This is a genomic window from Cryobacterium roopkundense (genome assembly GCF_014200405.1).
In the GTDB taxonomy this organism is placed as follows: domain Bacteria; phylum Actinomycetota; class Actinomycetes; order Actinomycetales; family Microbacteriaceae; genus Cryobacterium; species Cryobacterium roopkundense.
This window is the reverse complement of sequence record NZ_JACHBQ010000001.1, coordinates 2,458,930-2,475,264: the sequence shown is the minus strand read 5'-3', so window position 1 is coordinate 2,475,264 and position 16,335 is coordinate 2,458,930. Positions and strand designations below refer to the sequence as shown.

Below are 16,335 nucleotides of genomic sequence, written 5' to 3'. Positions count from 1 at the left end.
CGAATGCGACCGCCGGTTCACGGCGCATCAGCTCACGAGTCAAACCGTGCCTAAACGAACAGGTTGGCACGCTCGAGGTCTTCGGCGAAGTCCACCTCGACGGCGTAAAAGTCGGAGATGTTGACCGGCTCTACGAGCATGCTGTTCTGCTCGATCGCGAGCTCGATGCCACGCTCGAAGTAGTCCTGGTCGCCGACCTTCGTCAGTTGGCGCATGAGAACTGCCTTGTCGGCGCTGGAAACGTAGTTGATGCCAACGGCCTCGCCAAGCCCGTTCTTCACGGTCTTGGAGAGTTCCTTGATGTAGCCCTCGGCGCTTGTCGTGTACTTGACCTCTTCGTCGGAGACCTTGTCGGTGTTTACTGTCACGAACGACTGGTCGCGGGCCATCATGGCGGCGGCACGGTCGAGAATCGCGGGATCGAAAACGACGTCGCCGTTCATCCACAACACGCCACCGGTCGCCGATGCCTGCAGGGCACGGAGCAGGCTCTTCGACGTGTTCGTCTGGTCGTACTCCTCGTTGTATACGAAGGAAGCCTGCGGGAATGCCTCGATGATGTGCTCTAGCTTGTAGCCGACGACGATGGTGACCTGGGCGGCTTTGCCGAAGGCGTGATCGATGTTGTCGAACTGCTGCTGCATGATCGTGCGACCGTCGCTGAGTTCGGTCAGCGGCTTCGGAAGCGAGCGACCGAGTCGGCTGCCCATTCCGGCCGCGAGAATAACTATCTGGGTAGTCACGATTATCTCCTCAAGAGTGGATTGGGCGTCGTCCAAGTAGCTCTTTTCGTAGAGAGTTTGCTTAGGGTTCACCCACAAGTTTCTGTCAAGACACACCGTTATGCCAGTCTCACCATAACTGTTTAGCCTCAGAATGGGGAATAGTGCGCCAACCTGCGGCCGATTTGTGACATTCCGGCGACCTTTTTCTCCGTCTTATTTCGGACAATTGCGTGCTGACACCGCTCTGTCAGATTGACCTTGGTAGGTTAGCGGGGTGACCACTGCGCCGCCGAACTCAGAGCCCGACGGGCAGCCGTCAGACGCGCGCACTGGCGCAGTTGATCCGGCTGTTTCTTCTCCCTTTATCGCGGATTCCGCCCGTGTGACCGCGAAACCGGCCACCGTGCGCACGTCCCCGGTGCGCAAACCGGCCGCAGCCCGTACGACGGCGGCGAGGGCGAAGCCGGCTGGATCTGCGGCCCCTGAATCAGCGACAACACGATCGGCCGCCGCGCCCAGCCAACGTAAACCGGCAGGGGTCAAGAAGGTTGCTGCACCGCGCACGTCAACGGGCGCGGCGGCTGTCTCCGACGCCGCAGACGTGTCCGGCTCGGCGACCTCCGAGGCCAAGAAGGCTTCCGCACCCGCGCGCACTCCCGCGCAGTCCAGAACAGCGAAACCGGCGGCCGCGAAACCGGCGGCAGTGAAGACCGGCACGACGGGCACGAGTGCCGCGCGGTCAGCCGCGGCGACTAAGGCCGCAGCTACCCGGGCCGCTGCCGTCAAGGCGGCGGCGGCAAAGACCGCTGCAACCAAGACCGCAACTGCGCGCGCGGCGGCAACGAAGCTCGCCGTCCAGCTGGCTGGCGCGTCGAAGGTTATTTCCGCAGCGGCCCCGTCGGCCGAGGGAACGCAGACCTCCGAGACGTCTGTGAGCGGGGTGGGTCCGCAGAGCGCCATCGACGCCTTAGAGTCAGTGCCGGCATCCGTTCGGACTGCGACGCCGAGCGGACCTGTCAGTTCTGAGCAGTCGGCGACTGCAGAAAAGACCTCTGCATCGCTGGAGGCGGTTGTGCCGACGATTGCTGCCGCGCCGGCGGTTGCCATGCCGGCCAGCGCCGCGCCGACGTCTTCCGTCGCGGAGACGTGGGCGTCGGTCGGTACTGCAGAACAGCTCACGACCCGGCCCAGTGCGGCACGTCAGCCGCGGTCCACCAGCGCCCGCACGTCGACCTCGCCCGCACCGTCCCGCACCGTTTCGACGTCACCCGTTGTGCTTTCCGCGGTGGGGCTCTCCAAACGCTTCGGCCAGAACATTGCCGTGTCAGGGATCGACCTTGAGGTTCGCGCCGGTTCTTTTTATGGCATCGTCGGACCGAACGGAGCGGGGAAGACCACAACGCTGTCCATGATCACCGGGCTGTTGCGTCCCGACGGTGGATCTGTTGCAGTCAATGGCCTCGACGTCTGGCGCAAGCCGCGCGAAGCCAAACGCGTCATCGGCGTTCTTCCTGATCGACTTCGCCTCTTCGACCGGCTGACCGGCGCGCAGCTGCTCTACTACTCCGGAATTCTTCGTGGACTCGACAACGACACCGTGCGCAAGAGGTCCCAAGACCTGGTGAGCGCGTTCGGTCTCGACGATGCCCTGAACCGGCTGGTCGCCGATTACTCGGCGGGGATGACGAAGAAGATCGCGCTGGCGTGCGCCATGATCCATTCGCCGCGGTTGCTTGTGCTCGATGAGCCCTTTGAATCTGTTGATCCTGTCTCGGCCGTCACCGTGACCGAAATTCTCCAGAAATACGTGGCAGCCGGGGGAACAGTCGTGCTGTCGAGCCACGGTATGGACATGATCCAACGCGTGTGTGACAGCGTTGCGATTATCGTTCACGGTGCGGTTCTGGCCTCCGGCACAATTGACGAGGTCAGGGGCGAGAAGACCCTGGAAGATCGGTTTGTCGAGTTGGCGGGCGGACACAAGGTTGCGGAGGGGATGGAGTGGTTGCACAGTTTCTCGGACTAAAGCTGCGACTGCTGTCCAATCATTTCAAACGAAGCCCTGCGCAGGTGGTGGGTGTTCTCGCGGGATTGGCCTACGCGACGGCCATGGCAGTCGTGCTCGTGGTGGCGCTGGTCGGCCTTCGCCTTGCCGGTGATGTCACACTTATTCGCGATGCCCTGACCGTCGCCGGTTCGATCATCGTGCTGGGATTCTTCGTCTTGCCGCTGATACTGGGCACTGAGGACAGCATGGAACCCCGAAAGTTCGCGTTGCTCGGGTTGGCGAATCGCGAGTTGTCGTTCGGCCTCCTGCTAGCCGGGCTCCTCGGCGTTCCCGCAGTCACCCTCACCCTCGTGTTATTGGGAACTGTCGTGACCTGGTCACGAGGGGTGCTCGAGACCATGCTGGCGCTCGTCGCCGCCGCGTTCACCCTCGCGACATGTGTGATTCTCGCCAGGCTCAGCATGGCCTGGGGTGCCCTGTTGCTGGCCACTCGGCGTTCTCGTGAGTTCACCGGGGTCGGTGGCATCGTCTTGCTCGTGGTCTTGGCCCCCATCGTTCTACTCGTGCTGAACACGAACTGGGGTCGCAGTGGCCGGGGGCTGTTGGGGGAGCTGGGCACCATTCTGAGCTGGACGCCCCTCGGTGCCTCGTCGGCCGTGGCCGGAGACGCCGCGACAGGCTTCTGGGCCCCGGCCGTGCTGAAGCTACTCATCGCGGGCGCCACGGTTTTCCTGCTCTGGGTGGCGTGGCAGGCCACGGTCGCCCGCATGCTCGTGACACCCGGGCGCGCTGCCGTCGCACGGCACCAGGGCGGGCTGGGCTGGTTCGATCGCCTGCCCCACAACGCGATCGGTGTGATCGCCGCACGCAGTTTCACCTATTGGGCCCGGGATTCCCGATACTGGGTCTCCCTCATCATGATCCCCTTCGTGCCGATCCTCGCGGTGCTGCCGTTGGCCATCGCGGGTGTGCCCCTGCACTGGCTGGCCCTGATTCCGGTGCCGCTGATGTGCCTCTTTCTGGGTTGGGCGGTGCACAACGATGTCGCCTATGACAGCACAGCTATCTGGTTGCACGTGGCTTCCGGAACGCGTGGATTCGCAGACCGGATTGGCCGACTCCTTCCAGCCTTGGCACTGGGAATCCCACTGATCGGACTCGGCTCAGCTCTCAGCATCTATGTGTACGAGGACTGGGTGGTTTTGCCGTCCATGCTGGGCGTCAGCACGTGCCTCTTCTTGACCGGTCTGGGATTCTCGAGTTTCACGTCAAGCCGGATGCCATACCCGGTGACGAAGCCCGGCGACAGCCCCTTTGCCCAGCCGCAGGCATCCGAGTCGTCGGCGTTCACGCAGAGTCTCGCTTTCCTGGGTCCCATCGTGTTGACCGTTCCGGCGGCTGCGTGCGCAGTCCTTGGCTTCAGGGAAGATCCCATGTGGCACATGCTGGCCCTCACCACGGGTGTGGGCGTCGGTCTGCTTGCCGTGATCGTCGGTGTGTGGGTCGGCGGGCGCACGTTCGAGCGACGCGGTCCCGACATGCTCGCGTCGGCCCTGCGCGCCTGAACCGGCCACGGCCTACACTGGAATCATGAATGACATCTTCCGCGCGAGCATCGCAGAGCCCGGCCAGCCCGGCGGTGGCATCTCCACTCTCGATCGCGAGTTGGAGGAACTGCTCAATCAGGAGCAGATCGAGCCCGGCGACCACGAGCGGTTCTCTCACTACGTACCCAAAGACAAGATCCTCGAGTCGGCCATCACCGGCAAGCCGGTCAAAGCCCTCTGCGGCAAGAAGTGGCTTCCGGGCCGCGACCCGGAGAAATTCCCGGTGTGCCCGACCTGCAAGGGCATCTACGACAAGATGAAAGACCAGTAGAAGCGTGCCCGCTCCGATTCTGCCGATAACCCGTTCCGCCGATAACCCGTTCCGCCGATAACCCGCGGTGCCGATCTACCGATAGGTCGTCGGGATGACCGCTTCACCGCGGCCGAGCCTGAACGCCTCGATGGGCAGTTCCTGCATGGCAGTGGCGTTGTGTGCACGCGCACGCGAGGTACCCTCCGGTCCCATGAAGCCTTCGTCGAAGACACCGTCCGTGATCAGCGGAACCAGAAGCGGTCGTTCGGTAGCCGGCGCCCCACCATCGGTGAGTGGGGCGAGTACCTCGGCGGAGGGGCCAGCCCCGAGCAGCACGATTTCTTCCTGTGCCGTGCCGAACTCGTCGAGCCGTCGCACGGCGTTCTTCCGGCCTCCGATAGACACCTTGGAGGCGGAGGTCTTCGCGACGGAGATCCACTCGGCGGCGGGGCCCTTGTGGGCGACGAGCTTGTAGACGAGTCCGGCAGCGGGCTCGCCGGAGCCGGTGACTACCGATGTTCCGACACCGAATGCGTCGACCGGTGAGGCCGACAGGGCAGCGATCGCAAACTCGTCCAGGTCGCTCGTGACGGTAATCGTGGTGTTGACAGCGCCGAGGGCATCGAGTTGGGCGCGTGCTGCGGCCACAACGGTGGGCAGATCTCCCGAGTCGATGCGGATCGCACCGAGTTGGGGGCCGGCCACGGCCACGGCGAGGGCGATTCCTCGCGGCACATCGTAGGTGTCCACGAGCAGGGTCGTGTCGGCTCCGAAGGCGTCGACCTGGGCGCGGAAGGCCTCTTCCTCGCTGTTGTGGAGCAGCACGAAGGAGTGGGCGGCCGTTCCCATCGTGGGGATTCCCCAGGTTCGTCCCGCCTCCAGGCTGCTTGTGGACGCAAAGCCGGCGATGTACGCCGCGCGCGCCGCGGCCACGGCCGAGTACTCACCTGTTCGGCGTGATCCCATTTCGGCGATGGGTCGCCCCAGGCTCACGGATACCATGCGAGCGGCCGCGCTGGCCACGGATGTGTCGTAGTTCAGCACGCTGAGAATGATCGTCTCCAGCACGACACCTTCGGCGAAGCTGCTCTCGACCTGCAGGAGGGGCGAGCCTGGAAAATAGGCGTCGCCCTCCCGGTAACCCCAGATACTCCCGGTGAAAGAATAGTCGGCAAGAAAATCGAGGGTGGGACGACGCACGACGGCATTGTCCTCGAGCCAAGTGAGTTCGGCGTCGCCGAAGCGGAATTGCCGAATGAGCTCCAGGAGACGCCCGGTTCCGCCGACGATTCCATAGCGCCGCCCCGTGGGCAGACGTCGTGCGAAGGCCTCAAACATGCATTCCAGATTGGCGCGCCCACTGTTGATGGCGGCGTCGACCATCGTGAGCTCGTAGCGGTCGGTGCGGAATGCTGAGGACTGGGTCACGCCAAGAGCCTATCCGCCTCCCTGCCGCGCGAGACGCCATGCGGCGACTAGGCTTGATCCCTGTGACTGACGCACCGATTGGAATCTTTGACTCCGGAGTGGGTGGCCTCACGGTCGCCCGCGCGATCAAGGACCAGTTGCCCAACGAATCCCTGCTCTATATCGGCGATACCGCCCACTCTCCCTACGGGCCAAAGAAGATCGCGGACGTGCGCGGATTCGCCTTGGACGTCCTCGACGACCTTGTCGCACAAGAGGTCAAGCTGATCGTGATCGCGTGCAACACCGCGTCGGCAGCCATGTTGCGGGATGCGCGAGAGCGCTACACCGTGCCCGTCATCGAGGTCATCCAGCCAGCCGTCCGACGTGCCGTGGCCACGACACGCAACCATCGCGTCGGGGTGATCGGAACATCCGGCACCGTCAACTCGCGCGCCTACAACGACGCATTCGCCGCGGCGACGCACATCAGGCTGTTCAGTCAGGCCTGTCCCCGGTTCGTGGAGTTCGTGGAGGCCGGTGTGACGTCTGGTGCGGAAGTCCTGGAGGTGGCCGCGGAGTACTTGGCGCCACTGCGCGAGGCGGACATTGACACCCTTGTGCTCGGTTGCACGCACTATCCATTCCTTCGAGGGGCAATTTCCTACGTCATGGGCGATTCGGTGACCCTGGTATCGAGCGACACCGAAACCGCGAACGACGTCTATCGTGTGCTCGTCAGCCAGGGCCTGGAGCGGCACAGCCGCACGGCGCCGACCTATCGCTATGAGGCCACCGGCGCGAGTGCCGAAGACTTCCTGCACCTCGCCCACCGATTGCTCGGCCCTGAGATTTCCAGGGTCAACCTGATCGAGACGGGTTCCCTCAGCCTCAGCGACCTCAACGAGTTCGCCGCACTCCAGCACACATCCATCCCCAAGGAGCACCCGTGACCGACACTTTGCGCATCGACGGACGTACCAACGACGAACTGCGACCCATCACGATCGAACGGGGTTGGAGTGAGCAGGCCGAGGGCTCGGCCCTGATCTCCTATGGGCGCACCCGGGTGCTCTGCACTGCGTCGTTCACGAACGGTGTACCGCGCTGGATGGCGGGTAAGGGCAAGGGGTGGGTGACCGCAGAGTACTCGATGCTTCCCCGGTCCACGAACTCCCGGATGGACCGCGAATCGGTCAAGGGCAAGGTGGGCGGACGAACACACGAGATCAGCCGCCTGGTGGGTCGCAGCCTACGGGCCGTCGTCGATATGAAGGCACTCGGTGAGAATACGATAGTTCTCGACTGCGATGTGTTGCAAGCGGATGGTGGCACGCGCACGGCCGCCATCACCGGAGCCTACGTCGCGCTTGCGGACGCCCTTGCGTGGGGTCGTGACAAGAAATTCATCGCGCAGAAGGCTCAGCCGCTCACCGACAGCGTGTCGGCGGTCTCTGTCGGAATCATCGGGGGCGTGCCTATGCTCGACCTGGCATATACCGAGGACGTCCGGGCCGACACCGACATGAATGTTGTCGTCACCGGACGTGGAAAATTCGTCGAGGTACAGGGGACGGCGGAGGCCGCGCCCTTCGATCGAAGCGAACTGGACACCCTGCTCGATCTTGCCTTGGCTGGCGCGATAACCCTGACGGAATTCCAGAACGCTGCATTGGAGGCCTGAGACCGTGCAAATCGTTCTGGCGACCCACAACCAGCACAAGGTCGATGAGCTGCGGCGTATTCTCGCCCCGCAGCTGGTCGGGGTGGAGGTTCTCGCATACGACGGGCCGGAACCCGTCGAAAACGGCGCGACCTTCACGGAAAATGCCCTGATCAAGGCGCGCGCGGCCGCCGCCCACACTGGGCTGCCTGCCATCGCCGACGATTCCGGTATCTGCGTCGATGTGCTCGGAGGTTCCCCGGGAATCTTCTCCGCTCGCTGGGCCGGGCCGAGCAAGGATGCCGAGGAGAATCTTCGGCTGCTGCTCTGGCAGGTCAGTGACATCGCGGACGACCACCGGGGCGCGCACTTCACCTGCGCCGCGGCCCTGGTGCTTCCGGATGGAACGGAGCGAACGGTGGTGGGCGAATGGCCAGGACAGCTGCTGCACGAGCCTAATGGTGCCAACGGCTTCGGCTATGACCCGATCTTCCTACCCGACGGCTACGCCATTTCAGCGGCCGAGCTCTCTGCCCACGTGAAGAATCAGGTTAGTCACCGCGCCATCGCTTTTGAATCCCTGCTGCCCCTGGTTCGCGAGGTTCTAGGCGCTCCCTAGCCTCGTGAGAACGCCACTCATTCCCAATTGGGGCGCCGGCTGGTTTTAGTCCGGCGACGCCCCTAACGTGGAGGAATGGGTCACGATCACGCTCACGACGCGGGCTCGAACCGCACCCGATTGACCCTGGCCATCGGAATCATCGGGCTGGTCTTGATCGTGGAGGCCATCGGTGCCATGGTCACGGGTTCCCTGGCCCTGCTGGCAGACGCCGGTCACATGCTCTCCGATCTCGTCGGCCTCCTGGTGGCGCTGGCCGCAACCATCGTGGCGGCACGGCCGGCCACGGACCGACAAACTTTCGGGTATCAGAGGGCCGAGGTTTTCGGTGCGCTGATCAACGGCCTCATTCTGGTTGCTATCGGTGTGTTCGTCGTGGTGGGGGCCGTGTCCCGGCTGATCCATCCCGTTGCCACCGAGGTTCTGGCGGGCCCGATGCTCGTGGTCGCGCTGATCGGCCTCGTGGCCAATGTGGCTGCCTTGCTACTGCTGCGCCCCGCGGCCGGTGGTTCGATCAACATGCGCGGGGCCTATCTCGAGGTTCTCGGCGACACTCTCGGTTCGATCGCCGTCATCGTCGCCGCGACAGTCATCCTGCTCACCGGATATGCGCCAGCGGATGCGATTGCGTCGCTTGTCATCGCTGCCATGATCATGCCGCGAGCCTTCTTTCTCCTGCGCGATGTCGTGCGGGTCTTCAGCGAGTCGGCTCCGGCCGACACTGACGTGGCCGAGATTCGACGACACCTCACGGAAACCGCCGGCGTTGTCGCCGTGCATGACGTGCACGTCTGGGCGATCACGAGTGGGGCACACGTTTTCACGGCCCATATCGTCGTGGAACCGGCGGTGCTCGTCAACGGGGGAGCCGCCGCGCTGCTCCACGAGTTGTCGGACTGCCTTGCGCAGCACTTTGATGTGGAGCATTCAACGTTTCAGCTCGAACCGGCCGAGCACGCCGAGCACGGTCACGAACACCTGCACCCCTGAGGTTCTACGCCTCGTGTCGACCGTCGTGGTTCGTCGTAAACGTCTCCGGATCCAATACGAGGCTGCCGTGCGTGGGCGGGCGGGTCCGAGCGGCACGTCGAGACCTCACGCTGGACTGCACGTAGTGGTAGACGGTGGGAATCAGGGTGATCACGACGGCACCGAGCAGAATCAGGTCGATGTAGCTCGTGACGAAGTCGGCCACGGGCGGAATATACCCGAGGAAGTAACCCGCGAAGGTGAGGCCGGTGCCCCAGAGAAGCGCGCCGATCAGGTTATACAGCGAGTACTTCCGGTAGTCCATGCGGCCTACGCCGGCGGCGACCGGTGCGAAGGTTCGCACGATCGGTACAAATCGGGCCACGATCACGGCGACGCCGCCGAACCGCACAAAGAAGGCATTCGTCCGCTCGACATTCCTGATGCTGAACAGGCCCGATTCCTTGCGTTCAAACACATGAGGTCCGAACTTTCGCCCGATTACGTAGCCGACCTCCCCTCCAACGAAGGCGGCGAAACCGATGGCGAGCGCGACCCACCAGATGTCGAGGGTGATCACTCCGGCGGCGGGAAACGCCAGCAGGCCCGTGATGATGAGCAGCGTATCGCCAGGAAGCAGGAACCCCACCAGCAGGCCGGTCTCGGCGAACACGATCGCGCAGACGACCAGAAGCGCCCACGGCCCGGCGGAGTTGATGATCTGGGTCGGATCGAGCCAGGGAATCAGGGCGGTATGAATCACGGTTGATTGCTCCAGTTGGCGGCGGCCGGATGACAGCGGTGCTGTGGCACAGAATACCGCGTTTGACCGAAAATTGACCGCGTTGCCGCCCCCGTTCCCGGGGGTTCCGGCCTGGTGCGGGAGAGGGGACTTGAACCCCCACGCTCGAAAGCACAGGATCCTAAATCCTGCGTGTCTACCAATTCCACCACTCCCGCGAGTGCAGCACTCAGTCTACTTTCATTGCGCGAGTCTGCTGTCCTTATGCCGCGGGTTGGCCCATGAGCGCGTGTCCGTATGCCGCAGTCTGTGCTCGCAGGGCGGCCACGACCGCCGCAACGGCGGGTTGGCGCAGCGAGTCGGGTCGAAGCACCATCCAATAGGGGAGCTGCTCCTTGAACTCGCTGGGGAGTAGTCGCACCAGGTCGGCGTGGCGATCCGCCATGAAACACGGCAGAAAGCCGATACCGGCACCCGCCCTTGTCGCTTCGACGTGCACGAACACATTCGTCGAGCTGATGGAATCCCGCATTTCGGGCACCAGCCGGCGGGGGGCATCGAGATCGTCGACCTGCAGCATGGAATCGACGAAATACACGAGCGGATGCGTGCACAGCTCAATCATGTCCCGTGGCATGCCGTGCTCGGCCAGATAGCCCCGCGACGCGTACATTCCGAGCATGTAATAGCCGAGCCGGAAGGCCTCAGCCCGGTGCACCTGCGGCTCGCCGACGACAACCTCGATGTCGAGGCCCGAGCGGTGTTGCAGTGCGCGACGGGTCACCGTAACGATCTCCACCCGCAACATCGGGTTGGAGCGTTGCAAGGCGGCTATGGCGGGCGCGGCTATATACGCGCTGAACCCGTCTGTGGCCGAGAGCCGCACCACGCCGGAGAGCTGGGGTGCGGCCCCGGGAGGGCCACGCAACAGGGCGACGGCGGACTCCACGTTTTCGGCCGCTTCCACCGCCCGACTCCCGAGGTCGGTGAGTTCCCACCCCCCGACTGTCTTGGACAGCACCCGGCCGTCGAGGGCCTTCTCCAGCGCGGTGATGCGGCGAGAGACCGTCGTGTGGTTGAGGCCGAGGCTCTCCGCAGCAAGCGTGAATCGACCCGTGCGCGCCACGGCGAGCAGCACCAGCAGGTCGTCGGAGTTCGGCGGTGGAGCGGAGAGCGAGCCGGTCGGATGTGTCATATCTGCAATTATGCACACGGTGTGTGTCGAAGTGGTTCTTGATGCAGGACGATTGCACAGGAATACTCAGTGAAGGCATCCGCTGCAGCAGCAGCCGCCATCACCTCACCGCGTACTAGCCCGGCTTCTGAGTCGAGCTGCTAGTCCAGAGAGTGTCAGAGAAGACACTGAAGGAGACCAAACATGAGCGTCAATGAGCGAGTCGGGGCCGCAGAGCCCGGAAAGACGGGAAAGCAACAGGGGGCGGTCACCGAGACCTCCGGCCTGAAGAAGGTCGTCGCCGCCTCCATGGTGGGCACCGTTGTCGAGTGGTACGAATTCTTCCTGTACGCCACTGCGGCAAGCCTGGTCTTTGGCCATGTTTTCTTCCCGAACGCGGGCAGCGAACTCGACGGCATCATCGCGGCGTTCGTCACCTACGCCGTCGGATTCATCGCCCGCCCGCTCGGCGGCATCGTCTTCGGTCAGATCGGCGACCGCCTCGGCCGCAAGCACACCCTGCAGGTCACGATTGTCATGGTCGGTGTCGCCACGTTCCTCATGGGTTGCCTGCCGGGATTTGACACCATCGGATACTGGGCCCCGGCCCTTCTGGTGGCGCTGCGGTTCATTCAGGGATTCGCCGTCGGAGGCGAGTGGGGTGGCGCCGTTCTGCTTGTCGCCGAGCACAGCCCGAACAAGTCGCGTGGCTTCTGGTCGAGCTGGCCCCAGGCCGCTGTCCCGGTCGGCAACCTGCTGGCCACCCTCGTACTGCTGACCATGAGTACTTTGCTTCCCGCCGACCAGTTCCTCAGCTGGGGCTGGCGCGTGGCCTTCTGGCTCTCGGCGATCATCGTGATCATCGGCTACTACATCCGCACCCACGTGAGCGAAGCCCCGATCTTCCTCGAGGCTCGTGCGCAGGTCGAGGCAGACAAGGCCGTCAACTACGGTGTGCTCGAAGTCGTACGCAAGTACCCGAAGGGCATCCTCGGAGCCATGGGCCTGCGTTTCGCCGAGAACATCTTGTACTACATCATCGTCAGTTTCTCCATCGTCTACCTCGTGGTGGTGCACCAGTACGACACCAGCCAGCTGCTTCTCGCCCTGCTCATTGCGCACGTCGTGCATTTCCTCGTGATCCCACAGGTCGGGCGTCTCTCAGATGCCCTCGGTCGCAAGCCCGTCTATCTCGCCGGCGCCGTGCTCGGGTCGACGTGGGCCTTCTTCGCGTTCCCCATGTTCGACACACTGAACCCGGTGCTGATCGTCCTGGCCATCACGGTGGGCCTGTGCTTCCACGCCCTCATGTACGCCGGCCAGCCGGCCATCATGAGCGAGATGTTCCCGACACGCATGCGCTACTCGGGTGTGTCCCTGGGCTACCAGGTCACCTCCATCCTCGCCGGTTCGATGGCGCCGATCATCGCAGCTGCTCTGCTGCAAAAGTACAACTCTTGGGTGCCCGTCGCGATCTACATCATGATCGCGTGTGCCATCACGGTCGTGGCGGTCGTCACGCTCAAGGAGACCAAGGGCGTGTCCCTGCGTGAAGTCGATGCCGTCGACGCACGCAAGCACGGCCTCGACCCCGCACCGGCCCTGAAATAGATACCGTGTCCGCGACAACACAACGCACCTCGAAGGACAACTCATGACCACCACACTGCACGAGTCACACGCGGCCGCCGGTTCCCAGACGCGTGAGATGTCGGTCGGCCGATCGCTCGAGGGCAAGCGCGCCATGGTCACCGGGGGAGCGAGCGGTATCGGAGCCGCCGTTGCCCGCGCGCTCGCCGGGCAGGGCGCACACGTGATTGTCGCGGACATGGACTCGCACGGTGCCGCAGCGCTCGCCGAGGAGGTTGAGGGTTCGAGCTGGGCCGTCAACCTCCTCGACACCCAGGAACTCGCCGAGCAAGGCCTGGCCGCGGCGATGGACGGGGTTGACATTCTCGTAAACAACGCGGGGATCCAGAGAATCAATCCCATTCAGGACTTCGACCCGGCGGATTTTCGCCGCATCCTCGCCTTGATGCTCGAAGCGCCGTTCCTCCTGATCCGTGCCGCGCTCCCGCAGATGTATGAGCGGAACTTCGGCCGAATCATCAACGTGTCGTCCGTGCACGGCCTTCGGGCCTCTCCCTTCAAAGCCGCGTACGTATCGGCCAAGCACGGGCTAGAGGGACTATCGAAGGTGACGGCTCTCGAGGGTGGCGAACACGGGGTGACGAGCAACTGCGTGAGCCCCGGATACGTTCGCACGGCCTTGGTCGAGAAGCAGATCGCCGATCAAGCCCTCGCTCACGGGATCCCCAAATCCGAGGTGCTCAGTAGGATCATGCTGACCGAGGCGGCTATCAAGCGACTCGTGGAACCGGCTGAGGTCGGGTCGCTCGTGGCTTGGCTGGCCTCCGACCACGCCGCCATGGTGACAGGATCGAGCTACACCATGGACGGCGGCTGGTCGGCGCGCTAGCCAGCCGGCCCCACGAGCCCGGCGAGGCAGTCCGGTCAGCAGCGGATGCGAAGGCCCTCAGGGTCGAAGGCGGGCTCGACGGCTACGGTCGCCGCAATTCTTCGTCCGAAGTACCCGATGTCAACGCTCGTGCCTGGCTCGCCCACCCCGGTGGGCAGCCAGGCATAGGCCAGTGGAGTGCCGAGAGTGTAGCCGTACGCGGCCGAGGTGACGTACCCCACGGCAACGCCCTCGTAGTACACCGGCTCCGAGCCCAGAACGATTCCGTTCTCATCGTCAATCAGCAGGAGACAGAGTCGCTGGGAGGGCCCTGGCGCAGCGACCAAGGCGTTCTTGCCGACGAATTCCGGCTTGGCCATCCGTACTGCGAATTCCAGTCCGGCCTCGGCCGGCGAGTGGCCGGAGTTCATGTCCGACCCGAACGAGCGATAGCCCTTTTCCAGCCGTAGGGCATTGAATGCGCCGCGTCCCGCTGCAATGATGCCGTGCTCTGCTCCGGCTTCCATCAGCAAATCCCAGAGGGCGAGGCCCTGGTCGGCGGAACAGTAGAGTTCCCAGCCGAGTTCGCCAACGTAGGACAGGCGCATGGCCGTGACCTCAACCAGTCCGAGGTACGCCTGCTGCGCGGTGAAGTATTTGAAGCCGGCGTTCGAGAAATCGGCATCGGTGAGCGACTCCAGCACGAGACGTGCCTTCGGACCCCAAATTCCGATGCAGCAGGTACCCGGAGTCGTGTCCCGCACCTGCACGGCGGAGCCTTCCGGAATGCTGCGGCGCAGCCAATGGAGGTCGATCGCCCCGTTCGCCCCCACCTGGTACAGTTCGTCACCAAGCCGAGCCACGGTGATATCGGAGTGGATTTTGCCGGCATCGTCGAGCATCAGGCAGTAGGTGACGGACCCGACTGCACGTGCCACGTTTCCGGTGACGATTCCCTGCAGAAATTCGGTGGCGCCAGGACCGCTCACTTCGAGCCGCTTCAACGCTGTCATATCGTAGAGCGCCACATCCGTTCGAGTGATCATCGCCTCGGCCGCGATGGTGGGCGACCAGTGCTGCCCCGCCCAGGCGTCGGGCTCCGGTACATTCCAGCCTGTGTTGCGGTCGCTCGTGAGTAGGGCGTCGTTCGCGGCGTACCAGTGCGGCCGTTCCCACCCGTTGGCCTCCAGGAATGCGCCGCCCAGCTCGTATTGGCGAGGGTAAAAGGGTGACGTGCGCATCATGCGGGAGTGCTCACGAGGCTTGAGCGGGTGGATGATGTCATAGACCTCGATGAAATTGCGTGAATCGGTCGCCGCAACGAACGCCGGACCGAGTTGGAAATTCTCAAATCGGTTGATGTCGCAGGCGTGCAGGTCAAATGAGCTGCAGCGCCCGTTGACGATCCATTCGGCCATGGCTTTTCCGACTCCGGCCGAGTGCGTGACCCAGACGGCCTCTGCGAACCAGAATCCATCGAGGGTGGCATGCGGGCCCATGAGCGGCATGTTGTCGACGGTGAAGGAGAAGACTCCATTGAACGGTGTGGCCAGTTCGATGCCCCGTGTCGAGGGCAGAATTCGTGCCGTTTCTTCAAGCGCGAACTCGAAGTCTTCCGGCGTGAATGGGAGCACCGATGGCTCTGTTCCCGTTTCGTTCCAGTGGGTGAGGTCATCGACCTCCACGGGCATGGCGCGGTGTCGGTAGGAGCCGATGCCGAGTCCGGTGCCGTTTTCCCGGTAGTACAGGGCAGCGTCCTGGTGGCGGAGCACGGGGCGCACGGCCTCGGTCGTGCGGGCGGCAAGCGGGGCTATTCCGCCGGTCCAGGCGAACTGGTGTGCGAGCGGTGTCAGCGCAAGGCGCTGCCCCACCATGGCGGCGATTTTGGGGCCCCAGATGCCGGCGCAGCACACCACGATGTCGGCGGCGAGATGCCCCTGATCGGTATCCACTCCCGTGACCCGTCCGGCGAGTTGGGTGATGCCGACGACCTCATGTCGATCGAGAACCGTTGCCCCGCGGGACACCGCCCTGTGCAACTGTGCCGCGATGGCGCGGACGGATTTGGCGATACCGTCCCCCGGAACGAAGAGCCCTCCGTGCACCGTGTCCCGGTCCAGGAGGTCCCAGGTCGAAACCGTTTCGGCGGCGTCGAGCAGTCGGGCGCCCTCGACGCCCCAGGCTTCGGCGTATCCGAATCGTCGGGTCAGCTCGGCGGCTCGCTCGGGAGTGGTGGCAATCTCGAGCCCGCCCACCGGCAGGTAGCACGGATCACCCTGCCACTGGAGAGACCCGAATTTCTGGACGGTGTACTGAGCGAATTCCGTCATGACCTGAGTGCCGTTAGTTTGAAAGACCACGCCGGGGGCATGCGAACTCGAGCCCCCGGTTGCCGGCAGCGGCCCCGCGTCGACGACGGTGACGTTGGTGTAGCCGAGGAGGGTGAGCTCGTCGGCGACCGACGCGCCCACGACACCACCCCCGATGATGACAACGGATGGCCCGCCCAGCGCCTTCTTCACCATGTTCCACTCATTCCCTCGGTTGAGAACGCGACTTGTTGCATATGTCGCATCATGTTGCTTCCTAAGCAACATCGTGGTGGTCACACGGGGTTCAGGTCAAGGACTATCTGAGTTTTCGTGACGCCTGGCATGGAGTCTTAACGCCACCGACATATATCAGCGGTTCGCCGCCGGGGTGACCGCGT

Annotated in this window: 15 protein-coding genes and 1 tRNA gene; 9 read left to right on the top strand and 7 right to left on the bottom strand. The window is 63.9% G+C overall.

The window, feature by feature from the left end:
* Positions 1–50: 50 nt before the first annotated feature.
* Together BJ997_RS11720 and BJ997_RS11715 are read right to left on the bottom strand one after the other, a co-directional pair.
* Entirely contained in the window at positions 51–743 is a 693-nt protein-coding gene (locus tag BJ997_RS11720) for a phosphocholine cytidylyltransferase family protein (RefSeq protein WP_035837946.1), read from the bottom strand.
* Positions 744–938: 195 nt separating this feature from the next.
* Complete coding sequence (locus BJ997_RS11715; protein ID WP_169743178.1) at positions 939–1,904, bottom strand: hypothetical protein; 966 nt, start codon at positions 1,902–1,904, stop codon at positions 939–941.
* A 94-nt stretch (positions 1,905–1,998) separates the two neighbouring features.
* Between BJ997_RS11715 and BJ997_RS11710 the strand changes: the two genes are divergently transcribed.
* The 3 genes from BJ997_RS11710 to BJ997_RS11700 are packed head-to-tail and all read left to right on the top strand — an operon-like array spanning position 1,999 to position 4,611.
* The gene (locus tag BJ997_RS11710) at positions 1,999–2,751 is read left to right on the top strand and encodes an ABC transporter ATP-binding protein (protein ID WP_035837944.1); all 753 of its coding nucleotides are present in this window, start codon (positions 1,999–2,001) and stop codon (positions 2,749–2,751) included.
* Positions 2,727–4,298 carry a hypothetical protein gene (locus BJ997_RS11705; protein ID WP_152602276.1) on the top strand — a complete coding sequence of 524 codons (1,572 nt, stop codon included), beginning with the start codon at positions 2,727–2,729 and terminating at the stop codon, positions 4,296–4,298. Before BJ997_RS11710 ends, BJ997_RS11705 begins: the two co-directional genes overlap by 25 nt.
* A gap of 25 nt (positions 4,299–4,323) precedes the next feature.
* A complete protein-coding gene (locus BJ997_RS11700; protein ID WP_035837927.1) occupies positions 4,324–4,611 on the top strand; it encodes a DUF3039 domain-containing protein in 288 nt (95 codons plus the stop codon).
* Positions 4,612–4,686: 75 nt separating this feature from the next.
* Here the strand turns inward: BJ997_RS11700 and BJ997_RS11695 are convergent, their stop codons facing one another.
* Positions 4,687–6,021 (bottom strand): nicotinate phosphoribosyltransferase, encoded by a 1,335-nt coding sequence (locus tag BJ997_RS11695; RefSeq protein ID WP_035837925.1) that lies wholly within the window; start codon positions 6,019–6,021, stop codon positions 4,687–4,689.
* A gap of 62 nt (positions 6,022–6,083) precedes the next feature.
* On the opposite strand from BJ997_RS11695, the gene murI reads away from it, so the two are divergent.
* The 4 genes from murI to BJ997_RS11675 all read left to right on the top strand — a co-directional run bounded on the left by murI (position 6,084) and on the right by BJ997_RS11675 (position 9,272).
* Positions 6,084–6,953, top strand: a complete 870-nt coding sequence (murI, locus tag BJ997_RS11690; protein ID WP_035837923.1) for a glutamate racemase — start codon at positions 6,084–6,086, stop codon at positions 6,951–6,953.
* On the top strand, positions 6,950–7,684 hold the full coding sequence (gene rph / locus BJ997_RS11685; protein ID WP_035837921.1) for a ribonuclease PH: 735 nt from the start codon (positions 6,950–6,952) through the stop codon (positions 7,682–7,684). Before murI ends, rph begins: the two co-directional genes overlap by 4 nt.
* A gap of 4 nt (positions 7,685–7,688) precedes the next feature.
* Positions 7,689–8,282, top strand: a complete 594-nt coding sequence (gene rdgB, locus BJ997_RS11680; RefSeq protein WP_035837919.1) for an RdgB/HAM1 family non-canonical purine NTP pyrophosphatase — start codon at positions 7,689–7,691, stop codon at positions 8,280–8,282.
* Positions 8,283–8,357: 75 nt separating this feature from the next.
* Positions 8,358–9,272 carry a cation diffusion facilitator family transporter gene (locus tag BJ997_RS11675; protein WP_035837918.1) on the top strand — a complete coding sequence of 305 codons (915 nt, stop codon included), beginning with the start codon at positions 8,358–8,360 and terminating at the stop codon, positions 9,270–9,272.
* A gap of 4 nt (positions 9,273–9,276) precedes the next feature.
* Here the strand turns inward: BJ997_RS11675 and BJ997_RS11670 are convergent, their stop codons facing one another.
* From BJ997_RS11670 to BJ997_RS11660, 3 genes are all read right to left on the bottom strand, one after another.
* On the bottom strand, positions 9,277–10,011 hold the full coding sequence (locus tag BJ997_RS11670; protein WP_183323794.1) for a DedA family protein: 735 nt from the start codon (positions 10,009–10,011) through the stop codon (positions 9,277–9,279).
* A 115-nt stretch (positions 10,012–10,126) separates the two neighbouring features.
* Positions 10,127–10,211, bottom strand: a tRNA-Leu gene (locus BJ997_RS11665).
* 44 nt (positions 10,212–10,255) lie between these two features.
* Positions 10,256–11,188, bottom strand: coding sequence for a LysR family transcriptional regulator (locus BJ997_RS11660; protein WP_183323469.1), 933 nt, complete (start codon positions 11,186–11,188; stop codon positions 10,256–10,258).
* A 183-nt stretch (positions 11,189–11,371) separates the two neighbouring features.
* Here BJ997_RS11660 and BJ997_RS11655 point away from each other — a divergent pair, with 183 nt between their 5' ends.
* Both BJ997_RS11655 and BJ997_RS11650 read left to right on the top strand, forming a co-directional pair.
* Complete coding sequence (locus BJ997_RS11655; RefSeq protein ID WP_035840713.1) at positions 11,372–12,778, top strand: MFS transporter; 1,407 nt, start codon at positions 11,372–11,374, stop codon at positions 12,776–12,778.
* A 97-nt stretch (positions 12,779–12,875) separates the two neighbouring features.
* On the top strand, positions 12,876–13,646 hold the full coding sequence (locus tag BJ997_RS11650) for a 3-hydroxybutyrate dehydrogenase (RefSeq protein WP_035840715.1): 771 nt from the start codon (positions 12,876–12,878) through the stop codon (positions 13,644–13,646).
* Between the two features lie 35 nt (positions 13,647–13,681).
* On the opposite strand, the gene BJ997_RS11645 is transcribed toward BJ997_RS11650, so the two are convergent.
* A complete protein-coding gene (locus tag BJ997_RS11645) occupies positions 13,682–16,150 on the bottom strand; it encodes a GcvT family protein (RefSeq protein ID WP_183323468.1) in 2,469 nt (822 codons plus the stop codon).
* Between the last annotated feature and the right edge of the window lie 185 nt (positions 16,151–16,335).

What these genes read in the sequence shown, in the direction of transcription:
- BJ997_RS11700 (WP_035837927.1), top strand. Translation starts at nt 4,324, where the DNA reads ATGAATGACATCTTCCGCGCGAGCATCGCAGAGCCCGGCCAGCCCGGC.
- BJ997_RS11675 (WP_035837918.1), top strand. Translation starts at nt 8,358, where the DNA reads ATGGGTCACGATCACGCTCACGACGCGGGCTCGAACCGCACCCGATTG.
- BJ997_RS11660 (WP_183323469.1), bottom strand. Translation starts at nt 11,188, where the DNA reads ATGACACATCCGACCGGCTCGCTCTCCGCTCCACCGCCGAACTCCGAC.
- BJ997_RS11655 (WP_035840713.1), top strand. Translation starts at nt 11,372, where the DNA reads ATGAGCGTCAATGAGCGAGTCGGGGCCGCAGAGCCCGGAAAGACGGGA.
- BJ997_RS11650 (WP_035840715.1), top strand. Translation starts at nt 12,876, where the DNA reads ATGTCGGTCGGCCGATCGCTCGAGGGCAAGCGCGCCATGGTCACCGGG.
- BJ997_RS11645 (WP_183323468.1), bottom strand. Translation starts at nt 16,150, where the DNA reads ATGGTGAAGAAGGCGCTGGGCGGGCCATCCGTTGTCATCATCGGGGGT.